This is a genomic window from Kitasatospora sp. NBC_01300 (genome assembly GCF_041435235.1).
GTDB lineage: Bacteria > Actinomycetota > Actinomycetes > Streptomycetales > Streptomycetaceae > Kitasatospora.
Window position 1 is genome coordinate 213,862 of sequence record NZ_CP108408.1, and the last position, 18,879, is coordinate 232,740.

Genomic DNA, 18,879 nt, shown 5'->3' on the forward strand with positions numbered 1-18,879 from the left:
CACCCCGGCCATGACCACCACCGCCGAACACCCCGCCCCCTCCGGAGCCGACCAGCCCGAACCCGCCGGCGCCACCGCACACCCCGACACCACCGCCGTGCGCCACCTCAAAGTCGCCATCATCGGCGCCGGCATCTCCGGCCTGGGCACCGCGATCCGCCTCCTGCAGACCGGCACCGACGACTTCCTCGTCTTCGAACGCGCCACCGACCTCGGCGGCACCTGGCGCGACAACACCTACCCCGGCTGCGCCTGCGACGTCCAGGCCCACCTCTACTCCTTCTCCTTCGCCCGCAACCCGGAGTGGAAGTCCACCTTCGCCACCCAGGCCGAAGTCCACGCCTACCTCAAGGACACCGCCCGCCGCTTCGGCGTCGAACCCCACCTGCGCTACGGCCACGAACTCCTCGACGCCCACTGGGACGGCGACCACCGCCACTGGCGCATCCACACCACCCACGGCCGCTACACCGCGCAGATCCTGGTCACCGGCACCGGCTACCTGTCCGAGCCCGCCGTCCCCGACCTGCCGGGCCTGTCCACCTTCACCGGCACCGTGTTCCACTCCGCGCGCTGGCGCCACGACCACGACCTCACCGGCCGCAACGTCGCCGTCATCGGCACCGGCGCCTCCGCCATCCAGTTCGTCCCCGCCATCCAGGACCGGGTCGCCCGCCTCGACCTCTACCAGCGCACCCCGCCCTGGGTCGCCCACAAACCCGACAAGCCCAACACCGCGCGCCACACCTGGATGCTGCGCCACCTGCCCGGCTACCAGCGCTTCCGCCGCGCGTTCAACAAGAACGGCCGCGAGATCGTCGCGTTCTTCATGTCCCGCCCGGGCCGCACCACCGGCATGAAGAACATGGCCGCCGGCCACCTCAAGAAGTCCGTCGCCGACCCCGCCCTGCGCGAGCGCCTGACCCCCGACTACACGGTGGGCTGCAAGCGCCTGCTGTTCTCCAACACCTGGTACCCCGCCATCCAGCAGCCCAACGTCGACATCGTCTCCGACACCATCACCGACATCGGGCCCACCCACATCACCACCGCCGACGGCACCACCCGCACCGTCGACACCATCATCCTGGCCACCGGCTTCACCGCCACCGACCGCCCCGTCGCCCGCCGCATCCACGGCCGCGACGGCACCACCCTGCGCGACACCTGGCACACCCACGGCATGAAGGCCCACCGCGGCACCACCGTCCACGGCTTCCCCAACCTCTTCATGCTCCTGGGCCCCAACACCACCCTGGGCCACTCCTCCCAGACCGTCATGATCGAAGCCCAGATCGCCTACATCGTCGACGCCCTCAAGACCATCGACACCCACGGCATCACCTCCGTCGAGGTCCGCCCCGAAGCCCAGGACACCTACAACCAGACCCTCACCGCCCGCCTGAAGAACACCGTCTGGAACGCCGGCGGCTGCCGGAGCTGGTACACCGACCAGCACGGCAACAACCCCTCCATCTGGCCGACCTACACCTACCGCTTCCGCCGCCAGACCCGCCGCTTCGACCTCCTCAACTACCAACGCGCCACCGTCACCCACACCACCCCCTGACCCCACACACGCGCGCACACCCGGACACACACGCTCGGGCACACGGGCACACGGGACAACCACACAGGCACACCCAACACGGCCGGGCGGCACCCGCCCACCCACGGACCCCGCCGCCCGGCCGGCCCACACCCCGGGACACCCCACCGAAACCGCACGCACACACGACCGACAACCGAACACCCACACGGACCCAGCAAGCCCCCCACCCCCAGGACCCACCCACCCGCCCTCACACACCAACCACCACCAGGCCACCCACCCGGCCACCAACCCCCGAACATCACACCATCAGACACCCAACCACGAACAAACACACACCACCCGAACACACCCACTACCCGAACAGGAAACCCATGCCCAACCCCAACCTCACCCGACGAACCCTCCTCACCACCACCGCCACCACCGCCCTCATCACCGCCTACAACACCACCACCCGCACCTGGGCCACCACCAACACCCCCACCACCCACGGCCACCTCTCCCCCATCCCCACCCTCGACGGCACCCTCACCACCGACACCACCACCCTCACCGAATTCAGCCACGACTTCGGCCGCCTCACCACCAACACCCCCCACGCCGTCCTCAAACCCGGCTCCGACCAAGACATCATCAAAATCATCAACTACGCCCGCCGCAACGGCCTCAAAGTCGCCATGAACGGCCGCAGCGGCACCGACAACGACCTCGAATCACACTCCAACTACGGCCAAGCCTCCACCAACGGCGGCATCAGCATCGACGCCCGCACCCTCAACCGCATCCACACCATCACCCCCACCAACGCCACCGTCGACGCCGGCGTCACCTGGGCCCAACTCACCGACGCCGCCCTCAACCAAGGCCTCACCCCACCCTGCCTCACCGACTACCTCCACCTCTCCATCGGCGGCACCATCAGCATCGGCGGCATCGGCAACACCGTCCAAAAACACGGCCTCCAAGCCGACACCGTCGAATCCATCGACATCATCACCGGCACCGGCCACCTCCTCACCGCCACCCCCACCAAAAACCGCGACCTCTTCCACGCCGCCCTCGCCGGCGCCGGACAATTCGGCATCATCATCCGCGCCACCGTCAAACTCATCCCCGCCCCCCAACGCGCCCTCGTCTTCAACCTCTACTACAACAACCTCACCACCTACCTCACCGACCAACAAACCATCCTCAACGACGGCCGCTTCCACACCCAAATCGGCGAAATCATCCCCCAACACGACACCACCCCCCTCTACAAAATCGAAACCGCCACCTACTACAACGGCACCACACCCCCCAACCCCACACCCCTCCTCACCGGACTCAACCCCAACCCCAACCAAACCACCACCACCACCGACCAGACCTACCGCGAATACACCTACCGCGCCGACACCTGGACCCAAAACCTCAAAAACCTCGGCTACTGGAACCAACCCAAACCCTGGCTCAGCCTCTTCCTCCCCGCCACCCAAGCCGCCAACTTCATCACCTACGCCACCCCCCTCCTCACCCCCGAAACCCTCGGCCAAGGCCTCCTCCTCTTCTACCCCTTCCCCACCAACAAACTCACCCACCCCTACGCCATCACCCCAAACGAACCCACCACCTACCTCTTCGACCTCCTCACCTTCCCCCACCCCGACACCAACCCCACCACCCAACTCACCCACAACCGCACCCTCTACGACCACGCCACCACCCTCGGCGCCAAACGCTACCTCGTCGGCGCCATCCCCCACATGACCCCCACCGACTGGAAAAACCACTACGGCCCCCAATGGAACAACCTCACCAACACCAAACACAAATACGACCCCACCCACACCCTCACCCCCGGCCAAAACATCTTCCCCTAACAACAACACACAAACACACAAACAAACACACAGGCAAAGACACAGAAACAAGCACAGACACAGGCCCAGACGCGCAGGCACAGAAACACAGGCACAGGCGCGGGCGCGAACACCGACACACAGACGAATACACAGGCCCAGACGCACAGGCATCGACAAATAAACACACAGACACAGAAAAACGGGCACACGGCACACGGCACACGGCACACGGCACACAAACAGAAGACACCAGACAGCCGGCAAGCACAGACATACAGGCCCAAGCCCAGACACAGACCCGGACACCCAGGCGAAGGCACACAGCAAGCCCAGAAACACAAGCACCGAACAGACGCACAGCAGGCACAGACACAAGAACACGCACACAAAAACACACCAATAAAACAAGCCCAGACACAGGCACAAACCAAATAAAAGACAAAGCACGAAAACAAGAACACACAAACCAACAAACAAGCAAACCACAGGCACAAGCCACAAGCGGCAGGCGGCAGGCGGCAGGCGGCAGATACACAACCGCCGACGACCACAAACAGAAGACCCCCACCACAGACAGACAAAACAAACCAGCAAAAAAAACCCGCAAGCGGCAAGCTGCAAGCTGCAAGCTGCAAGCTGCAAGCTGCAAACGGCAAACGGCAAACGGCAAAAAAGAAATACAGGCCAACAAGCCAGAAGGCCAGAAGGTCAGAAAAAGAGCTCAGGAACCCAAGACATCAGGAACCCGGAAAAGGACAGGAGGACCACACCATGCACACCTACGACCTCGTCAACGAAGCCGTCATCCACGCCCCCACCCACCAGGTCTGGAACCACCTCATCGCCGAACTCAACGGCACCACCACCTGGTGGACCCCCCACAACACCCACCAACCCGGCAACCCCACCCCCGAACACTCCGGCGGCACCACCCACATCACCGTCCACCCCAACGGCCACACCAAACCCGGACCCAAAATCCACTTCACCGCCACCACCACCCACATCACACCCCCACACACCCTCACCACCACCCACACCGGCCACTTCACCGGCACCACCACCTACACCCTCACCCCCACCCACAACAACCAACACACCAAACTCACCATCACCTTCACCACCACCCCCCACGGCTGGCCCACCCTCCTCCCCAAACACACCATCCCCAACCAACACACCAAAGCCACCCACAACGCCCTCACCAACCTCAACCACCAACTCACACACACCACCAGCACAAACAGGAGCACCTCGTGACCACCACCGCTGACATCACCATCACCGACCTCACCACCACCACCCCCGACGGCGCCCGACTCACCGTCGCCATCCACCACCCCGCCCACGTCGACCCCCACGACACCGCCCCCACCAGCGCGCCCCTGATCGTCCTCGCCCACGGCTGGGGCGCCACCCACACCGTCTGGCACGCCACCGCCCGGCTGCTGGCCGCCCAGGGCCACACCGTCGCCGCCTACGACCAGCGCGGGCACGGCACCAGCACCCTTGGCTCCAAGGCCCTCACCATCCAGCAGCTCGGGCACGACCTCGCCACCGTCGCCGATGCCCTCGCCCCTCACCGACCCGTCGTCATCGCCGGCCACTCAGGCGGCGGTTACGCCGCGCTCGCCTACGCCACCCAGCTCTACGCCGACGCCCCCCGCACCGCGCCCCAGCGCCTCGTCGGCCTCCTCCTCGCCGCCAGCGCCGCCGACGACCAGCAGACCCCTCCGGGCGAACTCCGCATCATGAAGACGAAGGCCTTCCAGCGCGCCCTCAAGAGCCCCCGGCTCGGCCGCCAGCTCCTGAAGAAGACCCTCCACCCCAACACCCCCGCTCACACCCAGGAGACCAACCGCCGCCTCTTCGCCAACACCAACCCCCACACCCGTCTCACCACCTTCGCCTCCACCAGCGCCATGGACCACACCCCCCACCTCCGGAACATCACCACCCCCACCACGATCCTCCGTGGCAGCCACGACACCTCCGTCGGCCAGGCCCACATCCGCACCCTCCAAACCCACCTCCCCAACACCACCGTCGACACCCTCTCCGACGCCGGCCACATCCTCCCGCTCGAAGCCCCCGACCAGCTCGCCCGCCAGATCCACCAGCTCACCCTCACGTCGCAGCGGTGACCACCACCTCCCTCACCACCGAGCTGGGCAGGCTCCTGCCGCCAACCGTCCACTGCACCGAGGCCTTCGGGCCGCCGCCCCAGGGCGCGCTCCTTCCTGCGGAGCGCGCCCACATCAGTGGCCGATCGGCCCGCAGGCAGCGGCAGTTCACCGCCGCCCGCACGCTCGCCCGTCGTGCTCTCGCCCAGCTCGGCCACCCTCCGGTCCCGCTGCTCCCGGGGCCGGGCGGGGCTCCCGAGTGGCCGTCGGGGGCCGTCGGGAGCATCACCCACTGCGACGGTTACACCGCTTGCGCTGCGGCACACGCGGCCGATGTCATCTCGCTCGGCATCGACGCCGAGCCCGCCCTACCGCTCCCCGGCGGGGTCCTCGCCCTCACCGCTTCCGAGGACGAGCGCCACCGGCTCGACCGGCTACCTCACGGCCAAGTCCCCTGGGACCGACTGCTCTTCAGCGCCAAGGAGGCCACCTACAAGGCCTGCTACCCGCTCACCCGACGCTGGACCGGCCTGGCCGGCATCTCCGTGCGCCTCCACCCCGACCACACCTTCACCGCCCACCACCCCCATCTGCCCGGCCGCTGCCACGGCCGGTGGACCAGCACCGACGCCGTCCTCCTCACCGCCCTCACCATCCCGCACGGGACCACGACCGGCTGAGCGCGCAGCACCGCAGCACCGCAGCGCCGCAGCGCCGCAGCGCCGAGGGGACAACCGACGGATCGGTCAGCCGGACCCACCCCGAGCGGCAAAGAAGCCCGGCCCATGGCACTGGCCCACACGCTCACGCTCATCGCCGACCGCGCCGCCTGCCCCACCTAAGCTTTCGTCCTCAACGCGCAGGGTTGGCAGGACCGTTGTCGCCGGTGCGCACCGCTTCGATGAAGCCGGTGGTGCTCGGGCCCGAGCCGGGCGGGAAGGGGCGGCCGTACGCGGCGGCCACCTCGTCGAGCAGGGTGAGCCGGGTGGTCCAGCCGTGGGCGTCGAGCCACTCGTGGGTCTGGGGGCCGAGGCCGCCCTGCCACAGGTCGGTGATGTGGGCGAGGGCCGGGTCCTGCGGGGTACTGGTCACGTCCCGGCCCTTCTCCAGCAGCAGTCGGCTGCCCGGGGCGGAGAGGGTGCCGACGGCGGTGAGCAGGCCGGCCGCCTGGTCGGCGGTGAGGTAGACCAGCAGTCCTTCGGCCAGCCAGGCGGTGGGCCGCTCCGGGTCGAAGCCGGCTTCGACGAGGCGGCGCGGCCAGTCCGGGTCCAGCAGGTCGCCGGGCAGCGTGGTGCGTTCGCCGGCCGGGTCGGCGCCGAGTTCGTCCAGGACCTGCTGCTTGAAGGTCAGGACGGGCGCGAGGTCGAGTTCGAAGAGGCGGGTGCCGGCCGGCCAGTCGAGCCGGTAGGCGCGCGCGTCCAGGCCTGCCGCGAGCAGGACGACCTGGTCCGCGCCGGCGGCGAGCAGGCGGTCGTCGTAGAAGCGGGTGCGCAGGATGCCGTGGACCACCAGGCCTTTGGCGAGGCCGCTCGCCGGCCCCGAGGTGGGCATCGGCATGCCGGAGGCGGTGACGAAGGCGGCGGCGTAGGGGTCGGTGAAGAGCGGTTCGGGGCGGGAGCTCTCGTAGGCGCGCACCAGCGCGACGGACAGGGCCGTACGGGAGACCGGGCTCAGCGGGTCGGTGGTCGTCATGCCCGGGAATCTATCCCGACGCCGATTCGCCCGGGCCGGCACTCCCCTCGCCGGACCGGGCTGGTCCGGACGGGCACCTGGCAAGCGGGAACGGTGAGTTGACGCAGCGCCATGAGGTCAGGTCAAGAGGTGACGCCAGCGGTCGGCGGAATCCATCATGTCCCGGATGACGCGTTCCAGGAACGTCCCGCCCCTGGCCAGCCGCTGCCCCACGGGGCTGTCGGGCCCGAACTCCGCCGCGGCCGTCATCGCGATCCGCGCCGTCCCGAGCGTCTCCCGCGAGCCGATCATGATCGAGTGGTACCAGGCCTCGTCGTCGACCACGTAGATGTCGCGACGCCGCTGCGGATCGCGTTCGCGCCGGACGTACCCGTGCTGGACCAGGTAGTTCACGGCCACGGAGACGGAGGCCGCACTGACGTTCAGCCTGCGGGTCAGCTCGGCCGCGGTGCGCCGGCCGTCCTCGGACAGCAGCAGGTCGATGTGCACGCGCGCCGTCATCCTCGGCAGCCCCGTCCTGACCGCCATGTCGATGATCTCCTCTCCCGTCGGGCTGCCCGAGGGCCCGTCCGCGGGCGGCGGTGCCGGGGTGCCGCGCCGCGCGCGCTGGACCGTCGCCCGGTGGGCCTGTTCGGGCCGGTAGCCGCTCGGGCCGCCGTTGCGCCCGATCTCCCGGCTGATCGTCGAGGTCGGCCGGTCGAGCCGTCTGGCGATCTCGGCGTAGGAGAGCCCGTCGGCGAGTCCGGCCGCGATGCGCTGGCGTTCCTGCTGGGTCAGTCGTCCTCCTGGCATGCCGCCAGTATTGCCTTCGCATTCATTCATTGCAATGCGGCATTGCATTCGACTTCAGCGTCATTGCATCAATTTACCGCCGTTGAACAGGGAAAACTCCTACCACTCATTGCGACCATGGTGAATGCAACGTAGCTTTCGAAGAGTCCCGAAGACGCATTTCCGCGAGATGAGGAACGGTCATGGGTGAATCCGTCCACACCGTCACCACGTTGCCGACGGCGCGCCCGCCCGGCTGCCCCTTCGACCCGCCGGCCGAGCTGACCGACGCCCGACGGCACGGCCCCATCAGCCGCTACACCCACCCCACCGGGGCGGCCGGCTGGATGATCACCGGGTACGAGCTGGTCAGGTCGGTCCTGGCCGACCCGCGGTTCAGCTCGCGCAAGGAGCTCATCAACGTGGGCGACTTCGAGATTCCTCCGGCTCCGCCCGGCGAGTTCCTCCTCACGGACGACCCGCAGCACGGGCGCTACCGGAAGCCGCTGGTGGGCAAGTTCACCGTGCGGCGGATGCGGCTGCTCGCCGAGCGCATCGAGCAGATCACCGCCGAGTGCCTGGACGCCATGGAGGCGGCCGGGCCGTCGGCTGACCTGGTGACCGCGTTCGCCAAGCCCATCCCCGCCATCGTGATCTGCGAGCTGCTGGGGGTGCCGTACGAGGACCGCGGCTCCTTCCAGGAGCAGATCGACTCGTTCATGAACGGGGAGACGAGCGACGAGGAGCTGATCGCGGCCTACACCGCGACCCAGCAGTACCTCGCGGAGCTGGTGGCCGCCAAGCGCGCGAACCCCACGGACGACGTGCTCAGCGACCTCATGGACAGCGACCTCACCGACGAGGAGCTGAGGGGCGTCAGTCTGGTCCTGCTGGCGGCCGGGCTCGACACCACCACGAACATGCTGGCGCTGGGCACCTTCGCGCTGCTGCAGAACCCGGCGCAGCTGGCCGACCTGCGCTCCGACCCCACGCTCACCGGCCGGGCCGTCGAGGAACTGCTGCGGTACCTGAGCGTCGCCAAGTCGTTCATGAGGACGGCGCTGGAGGACGTCGAGCTGGCCGGCCAGACCATCAAGGCCGGCACGACGGTCATCCTGTCGTACCACACCGCCAACCGTGACCCCGAGCGCTTCGCCGATCCCCACGTGCTCGACTTCCGGCGGCAGTACGCCGGGCACCTGGCATTCGGCCACGGCGTCCACCAGTGCCTGGGGCAGCAGTTGGCCCGCGTCGAGCTGAGCGTCGCGATCACCGCGCTGGTCAAGCGCTTCCCGACGCTGCGCCTGGCCGTACCGGCGGAGGAGGTCGGCCTGCGGCCGGAGACCGCGGACATCTTCGGGGTGAAGAGCCTCCCGGTCACCTGGGACGTGTGACCGGGGACCGGCCCGGGCGAGGTCGGGGCCGGGGCCGGGGTCCGGGCCGGGACCGGGGGACCCGCCCGGACGGAGGGGCCCGACACACCGCGCGGCCCGGCACACCCACGGGGGGTGTGCCGGGCCGCCGGCGTCACCGGGTTCAGGGGGTGTAGCTCACCCAGCCGCTCAGGGCGGTGGTGTTCGGCGGGCAGTAGACGCGCACGTTCAGGAAGGTGGTGTACGGGCCCACGGTGCGGGTGGAGTTGTCGGAACAGCTCACGTTGACCCACCACTTGGTGGTTCCGGTGCCCGAACAGGAGATGTTGAAGTACTGCTGGGTGCCGTCGGTCCCGAACGTGCCGGTGCTGCAGTTGATGCTCTGCAGCGCGTCCGGGGAGGCGGTCTGCGCCTGTGCGGCCGGGGCCGCGGCGAGGCCCAGCGCCGTGGCCGTGGCGAACGCCGCGAGGCCGCCCGCGATCCTGTTCCTGGTCCGGATGTTCACAGCTTCCCGTCCTCGGGGTCGGTGGTGCGCGTGGGGGCGCCGGGCGGCGGCTCGGGGAGCAGCCCGGCGCTCTGTCTGCGGTGACTTTAGGGAGCGGCCGGATCCGCGAGCATATGACGGCGGAAAATGCGCCTGCCCCGGCCTGGTCAGGCCTGTTGGCCCGTCGATCACGAATTCCTGCGACGGGGCACCGCCGATGGGGCCGCCGAGGTGGCCCGCCCGCGCCCGGAACGGCCGAAAACACGCGGGCGCCGGCACACCTCCCGCACCTCCGGCATGGCACAAGTCCGTCACAGCGGTGTTGGCTTCCTCCCGCCCCGCACGCGTCCCTGGCATCATCCAAGTCCGTGCCGCCCACGGCCTGCCGGGTGTCGGCCCGCATGGCGACCGACGTCCAGACGAGGGGGAGTCCGATGACGCTGTTCGGCAAGCCGCCGGGCCCGCAGGACGCCCGGCCGCGCGGGCGGGCCGCCGCGCAGGCGCTGCGGGTCGTGCTGCGGGCCCTGCTCCTGCTGCTCGGCCTGACCGCGGTCGGACTCGGGTTCGCGCGGTTCGTCGACACGTACCACGAGGGGTGGGCGTACCGCGGTGCCCCGGTCTGCGGTGCTCCGGCGATCGGGCCCGGGGTGGACTGCACGCTGCGGGAGAGCGGGCGGGTGACGAAGCGGGCGACGGAGCGGGACGGCGACTCGACCTCGTACACCCTGACCGTGGCCCGCGAGAAGGCTCCGACCGCCGACTACGACGTCGGGGAGGCGTTCTACGACGACGTGCGGACCGACACGGTCGTGAACCTGACGGTCTGGCGGGGCCAGGTGGTCGAGGTCGACTACCACGGGCACCGGGCCCGCAATCCGCACACCCTGTGGCTGGCCATCCTGAAGCTGGCGCTGCTGGTCGGCGCGGGCACGGCCCTGGTCACGGGCGGCCTGCTCGGGCCGAACCTGCGCTCCTGGTGGACCCCGGCCGGGATGTCCGTACCCATGGCGGTCACCACGCAGGTGGGCGCCGCCATGATCCTCCTGATGGGCTGGCCGCTGCCCGTGACCGTGACCCTGGCCGTCCTGGCCTGGCTGCTCGCGCTCTCCGTCATCAGCGGGATGTCCGCGGATTAGCGGCCCGGAGCGGATCCGGAATGCCCCTCACAGGTTGTCAGGTTCTCAACATGGGAAATAGGCTGCCACCTCCCGCTCACGCCACCACCGGGGAGGCCACCCATGCCCAGCAGTACCAGGAGCCGCAGGACCAGAACCGCCGCAACCCTCCTCACCACCGCCCTGGCCGCGGCCCTCCTCGGCGGCGCCCCCGCGCTCGCCGCACCCGGAGCCGCACCCGGAGCCCCGCCCGGAACCACGACGGGCGCCGCCCCCACAGCCGCTCCGGCGGACGGCCGGCACCCCGTCGAGGTGTTCGGCGAGGACGGCGGCATCTCCCGGGCCCTCGTCCCCGGCGGCTCCCCGTACACGGCCGGCTCCCGCGCCCAGGGCGTGGCCCCGATGCAGGACGACGGCGACGTCACCGCGCTGGTGCGCAACGGTGATACGGCCACCAAGCTCGACGTGGTGGTCATCGGCGACGGCTACACGGCGCAGGAACAGGAGAAGTTCCGCAGCGACGCGGCCGAGAAGTGGCGCGAGATCACCGCCGTCGAGCCGTACGCCACCTACCGCAACCTGTTCAACGTCTGGGCGGTGTCGGCCGTTTCGCCCGAGTCGGGCGTCTCCGGGGATCCGGACCAGACGACCGTCCGGCACACCGCGCTGGGCTCGTACTTCTGGTGCGACGGGGTGGAGCGGCTGCTCTGCGTGGACGAGAAGGCGGTCGAGCGCTACGCGGCCAAGGCCCCGAAGGCGGACCTGGTGATCGTGGTGGCCAACAGCACCAAGTACGGCGGCGCGGGCTACAACGACGTGAAGTCCCCGCTCGGTTACGAGGGCATCGCCACCGTCGCGGGCGGCAATGCGAAGTCCGGGCAGATCGCGGTGCACGAGACCGGGCACTCGCTGGGCAAGCTCGCCGACGAGTACGCGTACGACGGCCAGGGCACCTACCAGGGCGCGGAGCCGGCCGAGGCCAACATCAGCACGCTGACGGCCGACCGGATGCGGGCCCAGGGCACCAAGTGGTCCCGCTGGCTCGGTCGGACGTCACCCGACGGCGGGACGGTCGGCGCGTACGAGGGCGGCGGCTACTACCCGACGGGGCTCTACCGGCCGACCGAGAACTCGATCATGCGCTCGCTCGGGCGGGAGTTCAACCTGCCCGGACGGGAGGCGATGATCGCCGGCTTCTACCGCCACGCGACCCCGCTGACGAGCCCCGTCCCCACCAGCACCCGGCTCACCACCGCCAGCCGCCTCACCGTCGACCTGCCCGTCCCGGGCACCCTGCTGCGCTGGTTCCTGGACGGGCGCGAGCTGCCCGGGCAGCGCGGGCGCACCGCGCCCGACCTCGCCGCCCTTCACCCGGGCGGACCCCGCTCCCGGCCGCACCTGCTCACGGCCGTCGCCACCGACCCCACCCCGGCGGTGGCCGACCCGGCGCTGCGCGAGCACCTGACCGGGAGCCTGTCCTGGCTGGTGACGCGCTGACGCGCGTCCACCACGGCCGAGGCCCCGGGCCCGGCAGCACGGTGCTGCCGGGCCCGGGGCCTGTCGTCCGCGCCTACCGCCCGCCCTCTCCAGGCCTGCGCGGGGGGTTGCGCCGCAGCGGGTCCAGTTCGCGGGCCAGCGTCCGCACGTCCACGGCTATCCGCGCCGCGAGTTCACCCGGCCCCGCGTCGCCCGGCAGGCGCCGGGACCAGGAACGCGCCTTGGCCGGACCGTCCTGGACCATGTCGAAGTTCAGCCGCACCGCCCCGGCCACGTCGGCCAGGGTCACCAGGATCCGGGTGTCCACGAGGTCGATCGTGACCTCGTTCCCGATGCACGAACACGCCACCAGACCCTCGATGTCCTCCTCCGCCAGATATCTGGCCAGGGGAACCGCTCTCCCCCGGATCAGGTACGGACGTACCACCGCCACCACAGACCCCGCCCCCTCTCCAGCCCACCGGACACGCCGACCACCGTACGGCCCGGCGGCGGCGCAAGCGCGCCGCAACGACCGGGCCCGCCCATGCTCCACCCATAGCCCCCGGATCGCCAAGTCCAGGACGTCCCAGGCGACTTGACCGACAGCACTGGCCCGGCGCACCGGCGCACGCCCCGGCGCACTCGGGCGCCCCGCCACCAGGCCCGCCATCAGGCCCTCCGTCAGATCCGCCGTCAGATTCGCCGTCAGATCCACCGCACCCGAAACGCACGAAGGCCCGCCCGCACGAGGCGGACGGGCATCCCCGCGGCCGCGCAGCCCAGCGGCGCGCGGCCGGGCCGCTCAGCGGCCCAGGCGGCTGAACCGGCCGTGCAGGACCAGCGAGCGGCTCAGGGCCGCCAGGCCCGCCGTGCAGAGCAGCGTGCGGAGCATGTTCGCGGCCACCCAGGTGCCCTCGAACTTGGCGCGCACGCCCGCGAAGTCGTGGATCTGGGACGGGTCGCCGGCCGCCGCCAGCTCGTTGTTGAGCGGGATGTTGACGCCCATCGTGACCATCAGCGCCACCACGTACAGCACCGTCGCCCCGGCCGCCCACAGCGCCGCCTGGCGCCGGCCGGCCTTGTGCTGGAGCCAGGCCGCCACGCCGGTGGCGGCGAAGGCGCCGACGAAGACCAGGCCGAACATCCCGTTCTCGATCGACGAGTTGATGTGCTGCATCGCCGTCACGTACGTCCGGTCGTCCCCGGCCGCGAGGCCGGGCATCACCGACACGTCGAAGGCGAAGAACAGGCCCGCCATCAGGCCCATCGCGATGGTGGCGCCCGCCAGGACGGGCCCGGCGGCGCGGCCCTGCCCGGCGGTTCCGCCGTGCGGTGAACTCCCCGGCCGCACACCGCCGATGGCCGACGGGACGGCGTACGACACCGGTGCCGACCTCTGATCCGAACGCATCACAGGACCCCTTTTCACTCTCCCGACCCCGCAGGACGCGGTGCCGGCGAACAGCGGAACGAACGACACCACCCACCGTGCGGTGCCCCCCGCAACCGAACCGCGACAACCGGAACCCCGCCACGCGCCAAGGCACTTGCGGCATCGGAGAGTGTCGGGAGGAGTGCCGGGAGTCGGAAAGGGGCCGGCGGTCACAGAACCGGGTTCAGGGTGCGCCGGTACCGGCGCTCCAGCACCGTGCGCCCGATCAGCCGCACCGGGCCCGGGATGGTGGCCGACACGGCCCGCACGGACGCCGCGTCCGCGCCGTCGAACATCCACGGCTGCAGGTACGTCATGACCTGCCCCGGCGCGCTCTGGATGATCCGCCGCTCCACCCGCAGGTACTCGTCCACCGGCAGGCCCGCGATCGCCGGGAACACCACCGGCTCCTCGTGCCCCAGGTGCTCGCGGATCAGGTTCTCGAACCCCGCCGCGGCCTCGGGCAGTTCGGCGATCCGGCGGGCGGAGAGCACGTCCGCGACCCGGCGCATCGTCCGGTCGAGCGCTTCGTGGTCCTGCTCCAGGATGCCGCCGCCGTCGAAGCCGGCCAGCCGCTCGCGCAGGAAGGGCCAGAGGATCTCGTCCTCGCTGTGGTGGTGCCAGTCGATGACGGCCCGCAGCCGGCCGAACCAGTCCGCCAGGGCCGCCGCGGGGCCCCAGCCGCCCGCGGACGAACCCCGGGCGGCGGCCGCGCTCAGCCGCGCGGCGTCCCGGCGCATCGCCACGTGCATCAGCCCGAAGCCCCGGATGTGCCCGGGCAGCGCGCCGACGCCCTGCTCACTCGACCAGACCTGCTTGCCGTCCGACATGGCCAAACCTCCACTGTTATGTCCGGATACACGACCAACGCCCGCCCGGTGGCGGCCTGTTCGGGCCGCCACCGACGAGCCGGATCACACGTTCCACACGCCCGAGGCGGCGGCCTCGCGGGCGAAGTCGGCGAAGTCCCGCGGCTCACGCCCCAACGCCCGCCGCACCCCGTCCCCCAACGAAGCGTTACGACCGTCCAGGATCACCGAGAACAGCTCCGCGAAGTCCCCCGGCAGACCCGCCTCCTCCAACACCCCCCGGTACGCCGCCTCCGACACCGCCTCGAACCGCACCCCACGACCCGTCGCCCGCGACAGCTCCACCGCCACATCCGCGAACGACAGCAACCGCGGCCCCGTCAACTCGTACACCTCCCCCGCATGCCCCGCCTCCGTCAACGCCGCCACCGCCACATCCGCGATGTCCTCCGCATCCACGAACGGCTCCACCGCACCCCCCACCGGCAACGCCAACTCCCCCGCCAACACCGGATCCAGGAAGAAACTCTCACTGAAGTTCTGGTTGAACCACGCGCACCGCACCACCGTCCACGCGGCCCCCGACTCCATCACCGCCTTCTCCCCCGCCTCCGCCGCCTCCTCACCACGCCCCGACAGCAGCACCAGACGCCCCACACCACGCCGCGCCGCCAACCGCGCGAACGCCCCCACCGCCTCCACCGCCCCCGGAAACGCCAGATCCGGGTAGTACGTCAGATACGCCGCACTCACCCCCTCCAGCGCCGCCTCCCACGTCCCCTCGTCATGCCAGTCGAACGCCACCGCCCCCGACCGCGACCCCACCCGCACCTCATAACCCGACCCCGCCAACCGCTCCGCCACCCGCCGACCGGTCTTACCCGTCCCACCCACCACCAGCACCACACCAGCACCGACCGGAAGATCCACAACACCCTTACGAGCCATCACGAGCACCTCATTCGGAGAGACGGAGGAAACTGACGGAACCGACCCCCGAAGGCGCCGGCGGCGCCCGGGAGGTCCGACGCGATCCGCGGGCCCCTACCGTTCTGCGAGCCCGGTCGGTTCGTCGTCATGGCACCATTCAAATCCACCCCGAGTCGGCGAACCATAGCCACCGCACTCACATCCATGCGCGAGCGTCTACGCCGCCCACCAGCGGCTGTCCGGCCGGGCCGGGCCGCCACGGGGGTGCGGCCCGGCTCCACCACCACCCCACCACAACACACCGCACCCCCGCCGGAAAGCCCTTTCCAGCACCTCTCCACCCCGTCTCCACCACCTCCGGAAATCGGCGTCGAAAGAGTTCCGGAAAGCGGCGGGGAAGAAAATCGCCGATGGTGCGGAAATGCGGGTGGAATTCCGGCGGGACACCGGGGCGGCGACGGCGGCGGGCGCCGGGAGCGCGTCCGGGCCGGGTACGGGCGTCCGCGCCCCGCCCCGGCAGCGGTAGTCTCGCGGCTGCTGTCGACCTGTGGGAGGGCATGTTCATGGCCAAGCTGATAGTCCTGCTCGCCGCGATCTCGGTGATCTTCTCGATGATCGCGTTCAACGGCGGAAACGCCCCGATCGGTGTGCTGTTCGCCGTGGTGGCGGCGTCCCCGATCCTCTTCCTCGCCTACGCCGTGGTGACCAGGAAGCGCGCCGCCACCGGCGCCGCACGGCAGTTGACACCCGGCCAGCGCAAGGGACGGACGATCGCCACGCGGGTGGTCGCGCTCGCGATGGTCGGAGTCCTCGGGTACGGCGTGTACTGGGTGATCTTCGAGCCGAAGGCGAGCGACAAGGCACTCAGCCGGATCTCCGACCTCGACGCCGGCTGCGCCTCCGACATCGCGCGCAAGTACTTCCCCAAGACCGCCGAACACACCGGCGCCGGACCGCACCCGGTCGCGATGTTCACCGTCAGCGAGTCCGGCTCCTCGCACCCCGCCTCCCCCGCCGCCGGCTCGCCGGACTACTGGAGCGGGACCCGCCTGGACCCGTACCGCGTCCAGCTGATCGCCTGCCTGGGCTCACCCGACGAGGGCGAGTTCCTCACCGACTGCAAGTTCACCTCGGACACCCTCAAGCTCTACCGCGGCAGGTACGAGGTGACCGTCTACGAGGCCAGGACGGGGAAGGAGGTCGGCACCGAACAGCTGCTGGGCAGCGCCAAACCCAGCTGCCCCAGCATGGTCTACCTGAAGAAGGACGTCTCCAAGCTGCACACCGAGCCGGACTTCGCGGACTACCAGCAGGTGCTGCGCAAGTACGTCGAGCAGTAGCCCGCCAGGAGCAACGCCTCCCCGGGCGGCTCCTCCTCCCCCGGGGCATGATGACGGAGGGAGCGTCGAAGCTCACCGAACGTAGCGAAGAGGGCGCCCGCGTTCGATCCCGCGGAAAGCGGGCAGACGGGGCGTCTCGATACGGCGAGCGAAGGAGCCCCGCATGGCCGATCCGGCGAAGTCATCCGCGCGGAACCCGCACGGCGGTGCGGCCCCCGGGTCCGGGTCCGGGGCCGGGTCCGGGGTCATCGAGACCAACGTGCCGGCCCGGCTGGACCGGCTCCCGTGGTCCCGCTGGCACTGGCGGATCGTGATCGGCCTGGGCACCGTCTGGATCCTGGACGGCCTCGAGGTGACGATCGTCGGCAACATGGCGGCCAGGCTCGCGCAGCCCGGCAGCGGCATCGCCATCTCGACGACCCAGGTGACGACGATCGCGGCCGCCGTGTACGTGGCGGGCGCCTGCTCCGGCGCGCTGTTCTTCGGCTGGCTGACCGACCGGCTCGGGCGCAAGAAACTCTTCATGGTGACGCTCGCCGTCTACCTGGCGGCGACCGCCGTGACCTCGCTGTCCTGGACGGCCTGGTTCTTCTTCCTCTGCCGGTTCTTCACCGGGTTCGGCATCGGCGGCGAGTACGCGGCGATCAACTCGGCGATCGACGAGCTGATCCCGGCCCGGGTGCGCGGCCGGGTCGACCTGATCATCAACGGCAGCTTCTGGATCGGCGCCGCGCTCGGCGCCTTCGCCTCCGTCGCGCTGCTGAACACCGCGCTGTTCGCCACCGACGTGGGCTGGCGGCTCGCCTTCGGGATCGGTGTCGTGCTGGGCCTGGTGATCCTGCTGGTCCGCCGGCACGTCCCGGAGAGCCCGCGCTGGCTGTTCACCCACGGGCGGGCGCCGGAGGCCGAGGAGGTGGTGGCCGAGGCCGAGCGGATCGTGGAACGGGAGACCGGCAGCCCGCTGCCGGCCGTCACCGACCGGCCGATCCTGATCCGCGAGCGCGCCCCGCTCGGCTTCGTCACGATCGCCCGCACCGTGATCAGCCGCTACCCGCGCCGCACGGTGCTCGGCCTCGCGCTCTTCATCGGGCAGGCGTTCCTGTACAACGCCGTGACCTTCGGCTACGCGGTCATCCTGACCCTCTACTTCGACGTTCCGGAGGGCGACACCGGCTACTACTTCGCGGTCATCGCGGTCGGCAACTTCCTCGGCCCGCTGCTGCTGGGCCACCTCTTCGATTCGGTCGGGCGGGTGCCGATGATCGCCGGCACGTACATCGGCTCCGGCGTGCTGCTGTTCGGCACCGCCGCGCTGTTCCAGCAGGGCGCGCTGAGCGCGGCCGGCATGACGGCCTGCTGGACGGCCGTGCTGTTCCTGGCCTCGGCGGGGGCGAGTGCGGCCTACCTGACGGTCAGCGAGATCTTCCCGCTGGAGACCAGGGCGATGTGCATCGCCTTCTTCTACGCCGTCGGCACGGCGGTCGGCGGCATCAGCGGCCCGCTGCTCTTCAACGGCCTGGTGAGCAGCGGGAAGGTCTCCGACACCACGCTCGCGTTCTGCATCGGGGCGGCGCTGATGACGGCCGCGGGGCTGGTCGAGGCCGCGATCGGCGTGCGGGCGGAACGGCGCAGCCTGGAGGACCTGGCGGCCCCGCTGAGCGCCGTCGAAGCGGCGGACCGCTAGCTTGTGCCGCCCTCGCGGGCGGCCTCGTCCGGGGCCGGCAGCGGGGTGTCCCAGGCGAGCAGGCGCAGCAGGTCCTCGTCCGCCCCGGGCGCTGCGGTGGATCGGCCGGTGGATCGGCCCGCCCTGGAATCGCTCAGCCGTCCGGCCGTCGAAGGTCGCATCGGAGATTTTCTGATGAATCATCAGACTTCTTTGATATAAGCCATGTTGTTCGCGCGGGCCCCATCGGTCTGCGGTTAGCATGCGGG

General features: G+C 70.3%; 18 protein-coding genes. 10 read left to right on the forward strand and 8 right to left on the reverse strand.

All coding sequences use genetic code 11. From position 1 onward, the window contains the following. The first annotated feature begins 10 nt into the window (after positions 1-10). The 5 genes from OG556_RS01150 (at position 11) to OG556_RS01170 (ending at position 6,202) form a co-directional block, all read left to right on the forward strand. On the forward strand, positions 11-1,570 hold the full coding sequence (locus OG556_RS01150) for a flavin-containing monooxygenase (protein ID WP_371515391.1): 1,560 nt from the start codon (positions 11-13) through the stop codon (positions 1,568-1,570). A 356-nt stretch (positions 1,571-1,926) separates the two neighbouring features. Then, on the forward strand, positions 1,927-3,417 hold the full coding sequence (locus OG556_RS01155) for an FAD-binding protein (RefSeq protein WP_371515392.1): 1,491 nt from the start codon (positions 1,927-1,929) through the stop codon (positions 3,415-3,417). 753 nt (positions 3,418-4,170) lie between these two features. Continuing rightward, a complete protein-coding gene (locus OG556_RS01160; protein WP_371515393.1) occupies positions 4,171-4,659 on the forward strand; it encodes an SRPBCC family protein in 489 nt (162 codons plus the stop codon). Further along, positions 4,656-5,543 (forward strand): alpha/beta fold hydrolase, encoded by an 888-nt coding sequence (locus OG556_RS01165; protein WP_371515394.1) that lies wholly within the window; start codon positions 4,656-4,658, stop codon positions 5,541-5,543. Before OG556_RS01160 ends, OG556_RS01165 begins: the two co-directional genes overlap by 4 nt. Then, positions 5,540-6,202, forward strand: a complete 663-nt coding sequence (locus tag OG556_RS01170; RefSeq protein WP_371515395.1) for a 4'-phosphopantetheinyl transferase — start codon at positions 5,540-5,542, stop codon at positions 6,200-6,202. Before OG556_RS01165 ends, OG556_RS01170 begins: the two co-directional genes overlap by 4 nt. A gap of 172 nt (positions 6,203-6,374) precedes the next feature. On the opposite strand, the gene OG556_RS01175 is transcribed toward OG556_RS01170, so the two are convergent. Together OG556_RS01175 and OG556_RS01180 are read right to left on the reverse strand one after the other, a co-directional pair. Next, entirely contained in the window at positions 6,375-7,214 is an 840-nt protein-coding gene (locus tag OG556_RS01175) for an SAM-dependent methyltransferase (RefSeq protein WP_371515396.1), read from the reverse strand. A gap of 117 nt (positions 7,215-7,331) precedes the next feature. Beyond that, positions 7,332-8,006, reverse strand: coding sequence for a helix-turn-helix domain-containing protein (locus OG556_RS01180; protein WP_371515397.1), 675 nt, complete (start codon positions 8,004-8,006; stop codon positions 7,332-7,334). 182 nt (positions 8,007-8,188) lie between these two features. On the opposite strand from OG556_RS01180, the gene OG556_RS01185 reads away from it, so the two are divergent. Further along, complete coding sequence (locus tag OG556_RS01185) at positions 8,189-9,379, forward strand: cytochrome P450 (RefSeq protein ID WP_371515398.1); 1,191 nt, start codon at positions 8,189-8,191, stop codon at positions 9,377-9,379. 142 nt (positions 9,380-9,521) lie between these two features. Here the strand turns inward: OG556_RS01185 and OG556_RS01190 are convergent, their stop codons facing one another. Continuing rightward, positions 9,522-9,863 (reverse strand): hypothetical protein, encoded by a 342-nt coding sequence (locus OG556_RS01190; RefSeq protein ID WP_371515399.1) that lies wholly within the window; start codon positions 9,861-9,863, stop codon positions 9,522-9,524. Between the two features lie 380 nt (positions 9,864-10,243). Here OG556_RS01190 and OG556_RS01195 point away from each other — a divergent pair, with 380 nt between their 5' ends. Beyond that, on the forward strand, positions 10,244-10,978 hold the full coding sequence (locus tag OG556_RS01195) for a hypothetical protein (protein ID WP_371515400.1): 735 nt from the start codon (positions 10,244-10,246) through the stop codon (positions 10,976-10,978). Between the two features lie 102 nt (positions 10,979-11,080). Then, a complete protein-coding gene (locus OG556_RS01200; protein ID WP_371515401.1) occupies positions 11,081-12,454 on the forward strand; it encodes a M64 family metallopeptidase in 1,374 nt (457 codons plus the stop codon). 73 nt (positions 12,455-12,527) lie between these two features. Here the strand turns inward: OG556_RS01200 and OG556_RS01205 are convergent, their stop codons facing one another. From OG556_RS01205 to OG556_RS01220, 4 genes are all read right to left on the reverse strand, one after another. Next, on the reverse strand, positions 12,528-12,761 hold the full coding sequence (locus OG556_RS01205; RefSeq protein ID WP_371515402.1) for a hypothetical protein: 234 nt from the start codon (positions 12,759-12,761) through the stop codon (positions 12,528-12,530). Positions 12,762-13,238: 477 nt separating this feature from the next. Beyond that, the gene (locus OG556_RS01210) at positions 13,239-13,847 is read right to left on the reverse strand and encodes a DUF1772 domain-containing protein (protein WP_371515403.1); all 609 of its coding nucleotides are present in this window, start codon (positions 13,845-13,847) and stop codon (positions 13,239-13,241) included. A gap of 191 nt (positions 13,848-14,038) precedes the next feature. Further along, positions 14,039-14,698, reverse strand: coding sequence for a hemerythrin domain-containing protein (locus tag OG556_RS01215; protein ID WP_363633641.1), 660 nt, complete (start codon positions 14,696-14,698; stop codon positions 14,039-14,041). An 84-nt stretch (positions 14,699-14,782) separates the two neighbouring features. Further along, the gene (locus tag OG556_RS01220; RefSeq protein WP_371522511.1) at positions 14,783-15,625 is read right to left on the reverse strand and encodes an NmrA family transcriptional regulator; all 843 of its coding nucleotides are present in this window, start codon (positions 15,623-15,625) and stop codon (positions 14,783-14,785) included. A 545-nt stretch (positions 15,626-16,170) separates the two neighbouring features. Between OG556_RS01220 and OG556_RS01225 the strand changes: the two genes are divergently transcribed. Both OG556_RS01225 and OG556_RS01230 read left to right on the forward strand, forming a co-directional pair. Continuing rightward, positions 16,171-16,947: a hypothetical protein gene (locus tag OG556_RS01225; RefSeq protein ID WP_371515404.1), complete on the forward strand. Its 777-nt coding sequence runs from the start codon at positions 16,171-16,173 to the stop codon at positions 16,945-16,947. A 163-nt stretch (positions 16,948-17,110) separates the two neighbouring features. Further along, a complete protein-coding gene (locus tag OG556_RS01230; RefSeq protein ID WP_371515405.1) occupies positions 17,111-18,631 on the forward strand; it encodes an MFS transporter in 1,521 nt (506 codons plus the stop codon). Here OG556_RS01230 and OG556_RS01235 read toward each other — a convergent pair. Continuing rightward, entirely contained in the window at positions 18,628-18,792 is a 165-nt protein-coding gene (locus tag OG556_RS01235; RefSeq protein ID WP_371515406.1) for a hypothetical protein, read from the reverse strand. The genes OG556_RS01230 and OG556_RS01235 overlap by 4 nt on opposite strands. Positions 18,793-18,879 lie beyond the last annotated feature (87 nt).

What these genes read in the sequence shown, in the direction of transcription:
- OG556_RS01175 (WP_371515396.1), bottom strand. Translation starts at nt 7,214, where the DNA reads ATGACGACCACCGACCCGCTGAGCCCGGTCTCCCGTACGGCCCTGTCC.
- OG556_RS01215 (WP_363633641.1), bottom strand. Translation starts at nt 14,698, where the DNA reads ATGTCGGACGGCAAGCAGGTCTGGTCGAGTGAGCAGGGCGTCGGCGCG.
- OG556_RS01210 (WP_371515403.1), bottom strand. Translation starts at nt 13,847, where the DNA reads ATGCGTTCGGATCAGAGGTCGGCACCGGTGTCGTACGCCGTCCCGTCG.
- OG556_RS01180 (WP_371515397.1), bottom strand. Translation starts at nt 8,006, where the DNA reads ATGCCAGGAGGACGACTGACCCAGCAGGAACGCCAGCGCATCGCGGCC.
- OG556_RS01225 (WP_371515404.1), top strand. Translation starts at nt 16,171, where the DNA reads ATGGCCAAGCTGATAGTCCTGCTCGCCGCGATCTCGGTGATCTTCTCG.
- OG556_RS01160 (WP_371515393.1), top strand. Translation starts at nt 4,171, where the DNA reads ATGCACACCTACGACCTCGTCAACGAAGCCGTCATCCACGCCCCCACC.
- OG556_RS01230 (WP_371515405.1), top strand. Translation starts at nt 17,111, where the DNA reads ATGGCCGATCCGGCGAAGTCATCCGCGCGGAACCCGCACGGCGGTGCG.
- OG556_RS01150 (WP_371515391.1), top strand. Translation starts at nt 11, where the DNA reads ATGACCACCACCGCCGAACACCCCGCCCCCTCCGGAGCCGACCAGCCC.
- OG556_RS01155 (WP_371515392.1), top strand. Translation starts at nt 1,927, where the DNA reads ATGCCCAACCCCAACCTCACCCGACGAACCCTCCTCACCACCACCGCC.
- OG556_RS01185 (WP_371515398.1), top strand. Translation starts at nt 8,189, where the DNA reads ATGGGTGAATCCGTCCACACCGTCACCACGTTGCCGACGGCGCGCCCG.
- OG556_RS01195 (WP_371515400.1), top strand. Translation starts at nt 10,244, where the DNA reads ATGGCGACCGACGTCCAGACGAGGGGGAGTCCGATGACGCTGTTCGGC.
- OG556_RS01235 (WP_371515406.1), bottom strand. Translation starts at nt 18,792, where the DNA reads ATGCGACCTTCGACGGCCGGACGGCTGAGCGATTCCAGGGCGGGCCGA.
- OG556_RS01220 (WP_371522511.1), bottom strand. Translation starts at nt 15,625, where the DNA reads ATGGCTCGTAAGGGTGTTGTGGATCTTCCGGTCGGTGCTGGTGTGGTG.
- OG556_RS01200 (WP_371515401.1), top strand. Translation starts at nt 11,081, where the DNA reads ATGCCCAGCAGTACCAGGAGCCGCAGGACCAGAACCGCCGCAACCCTC.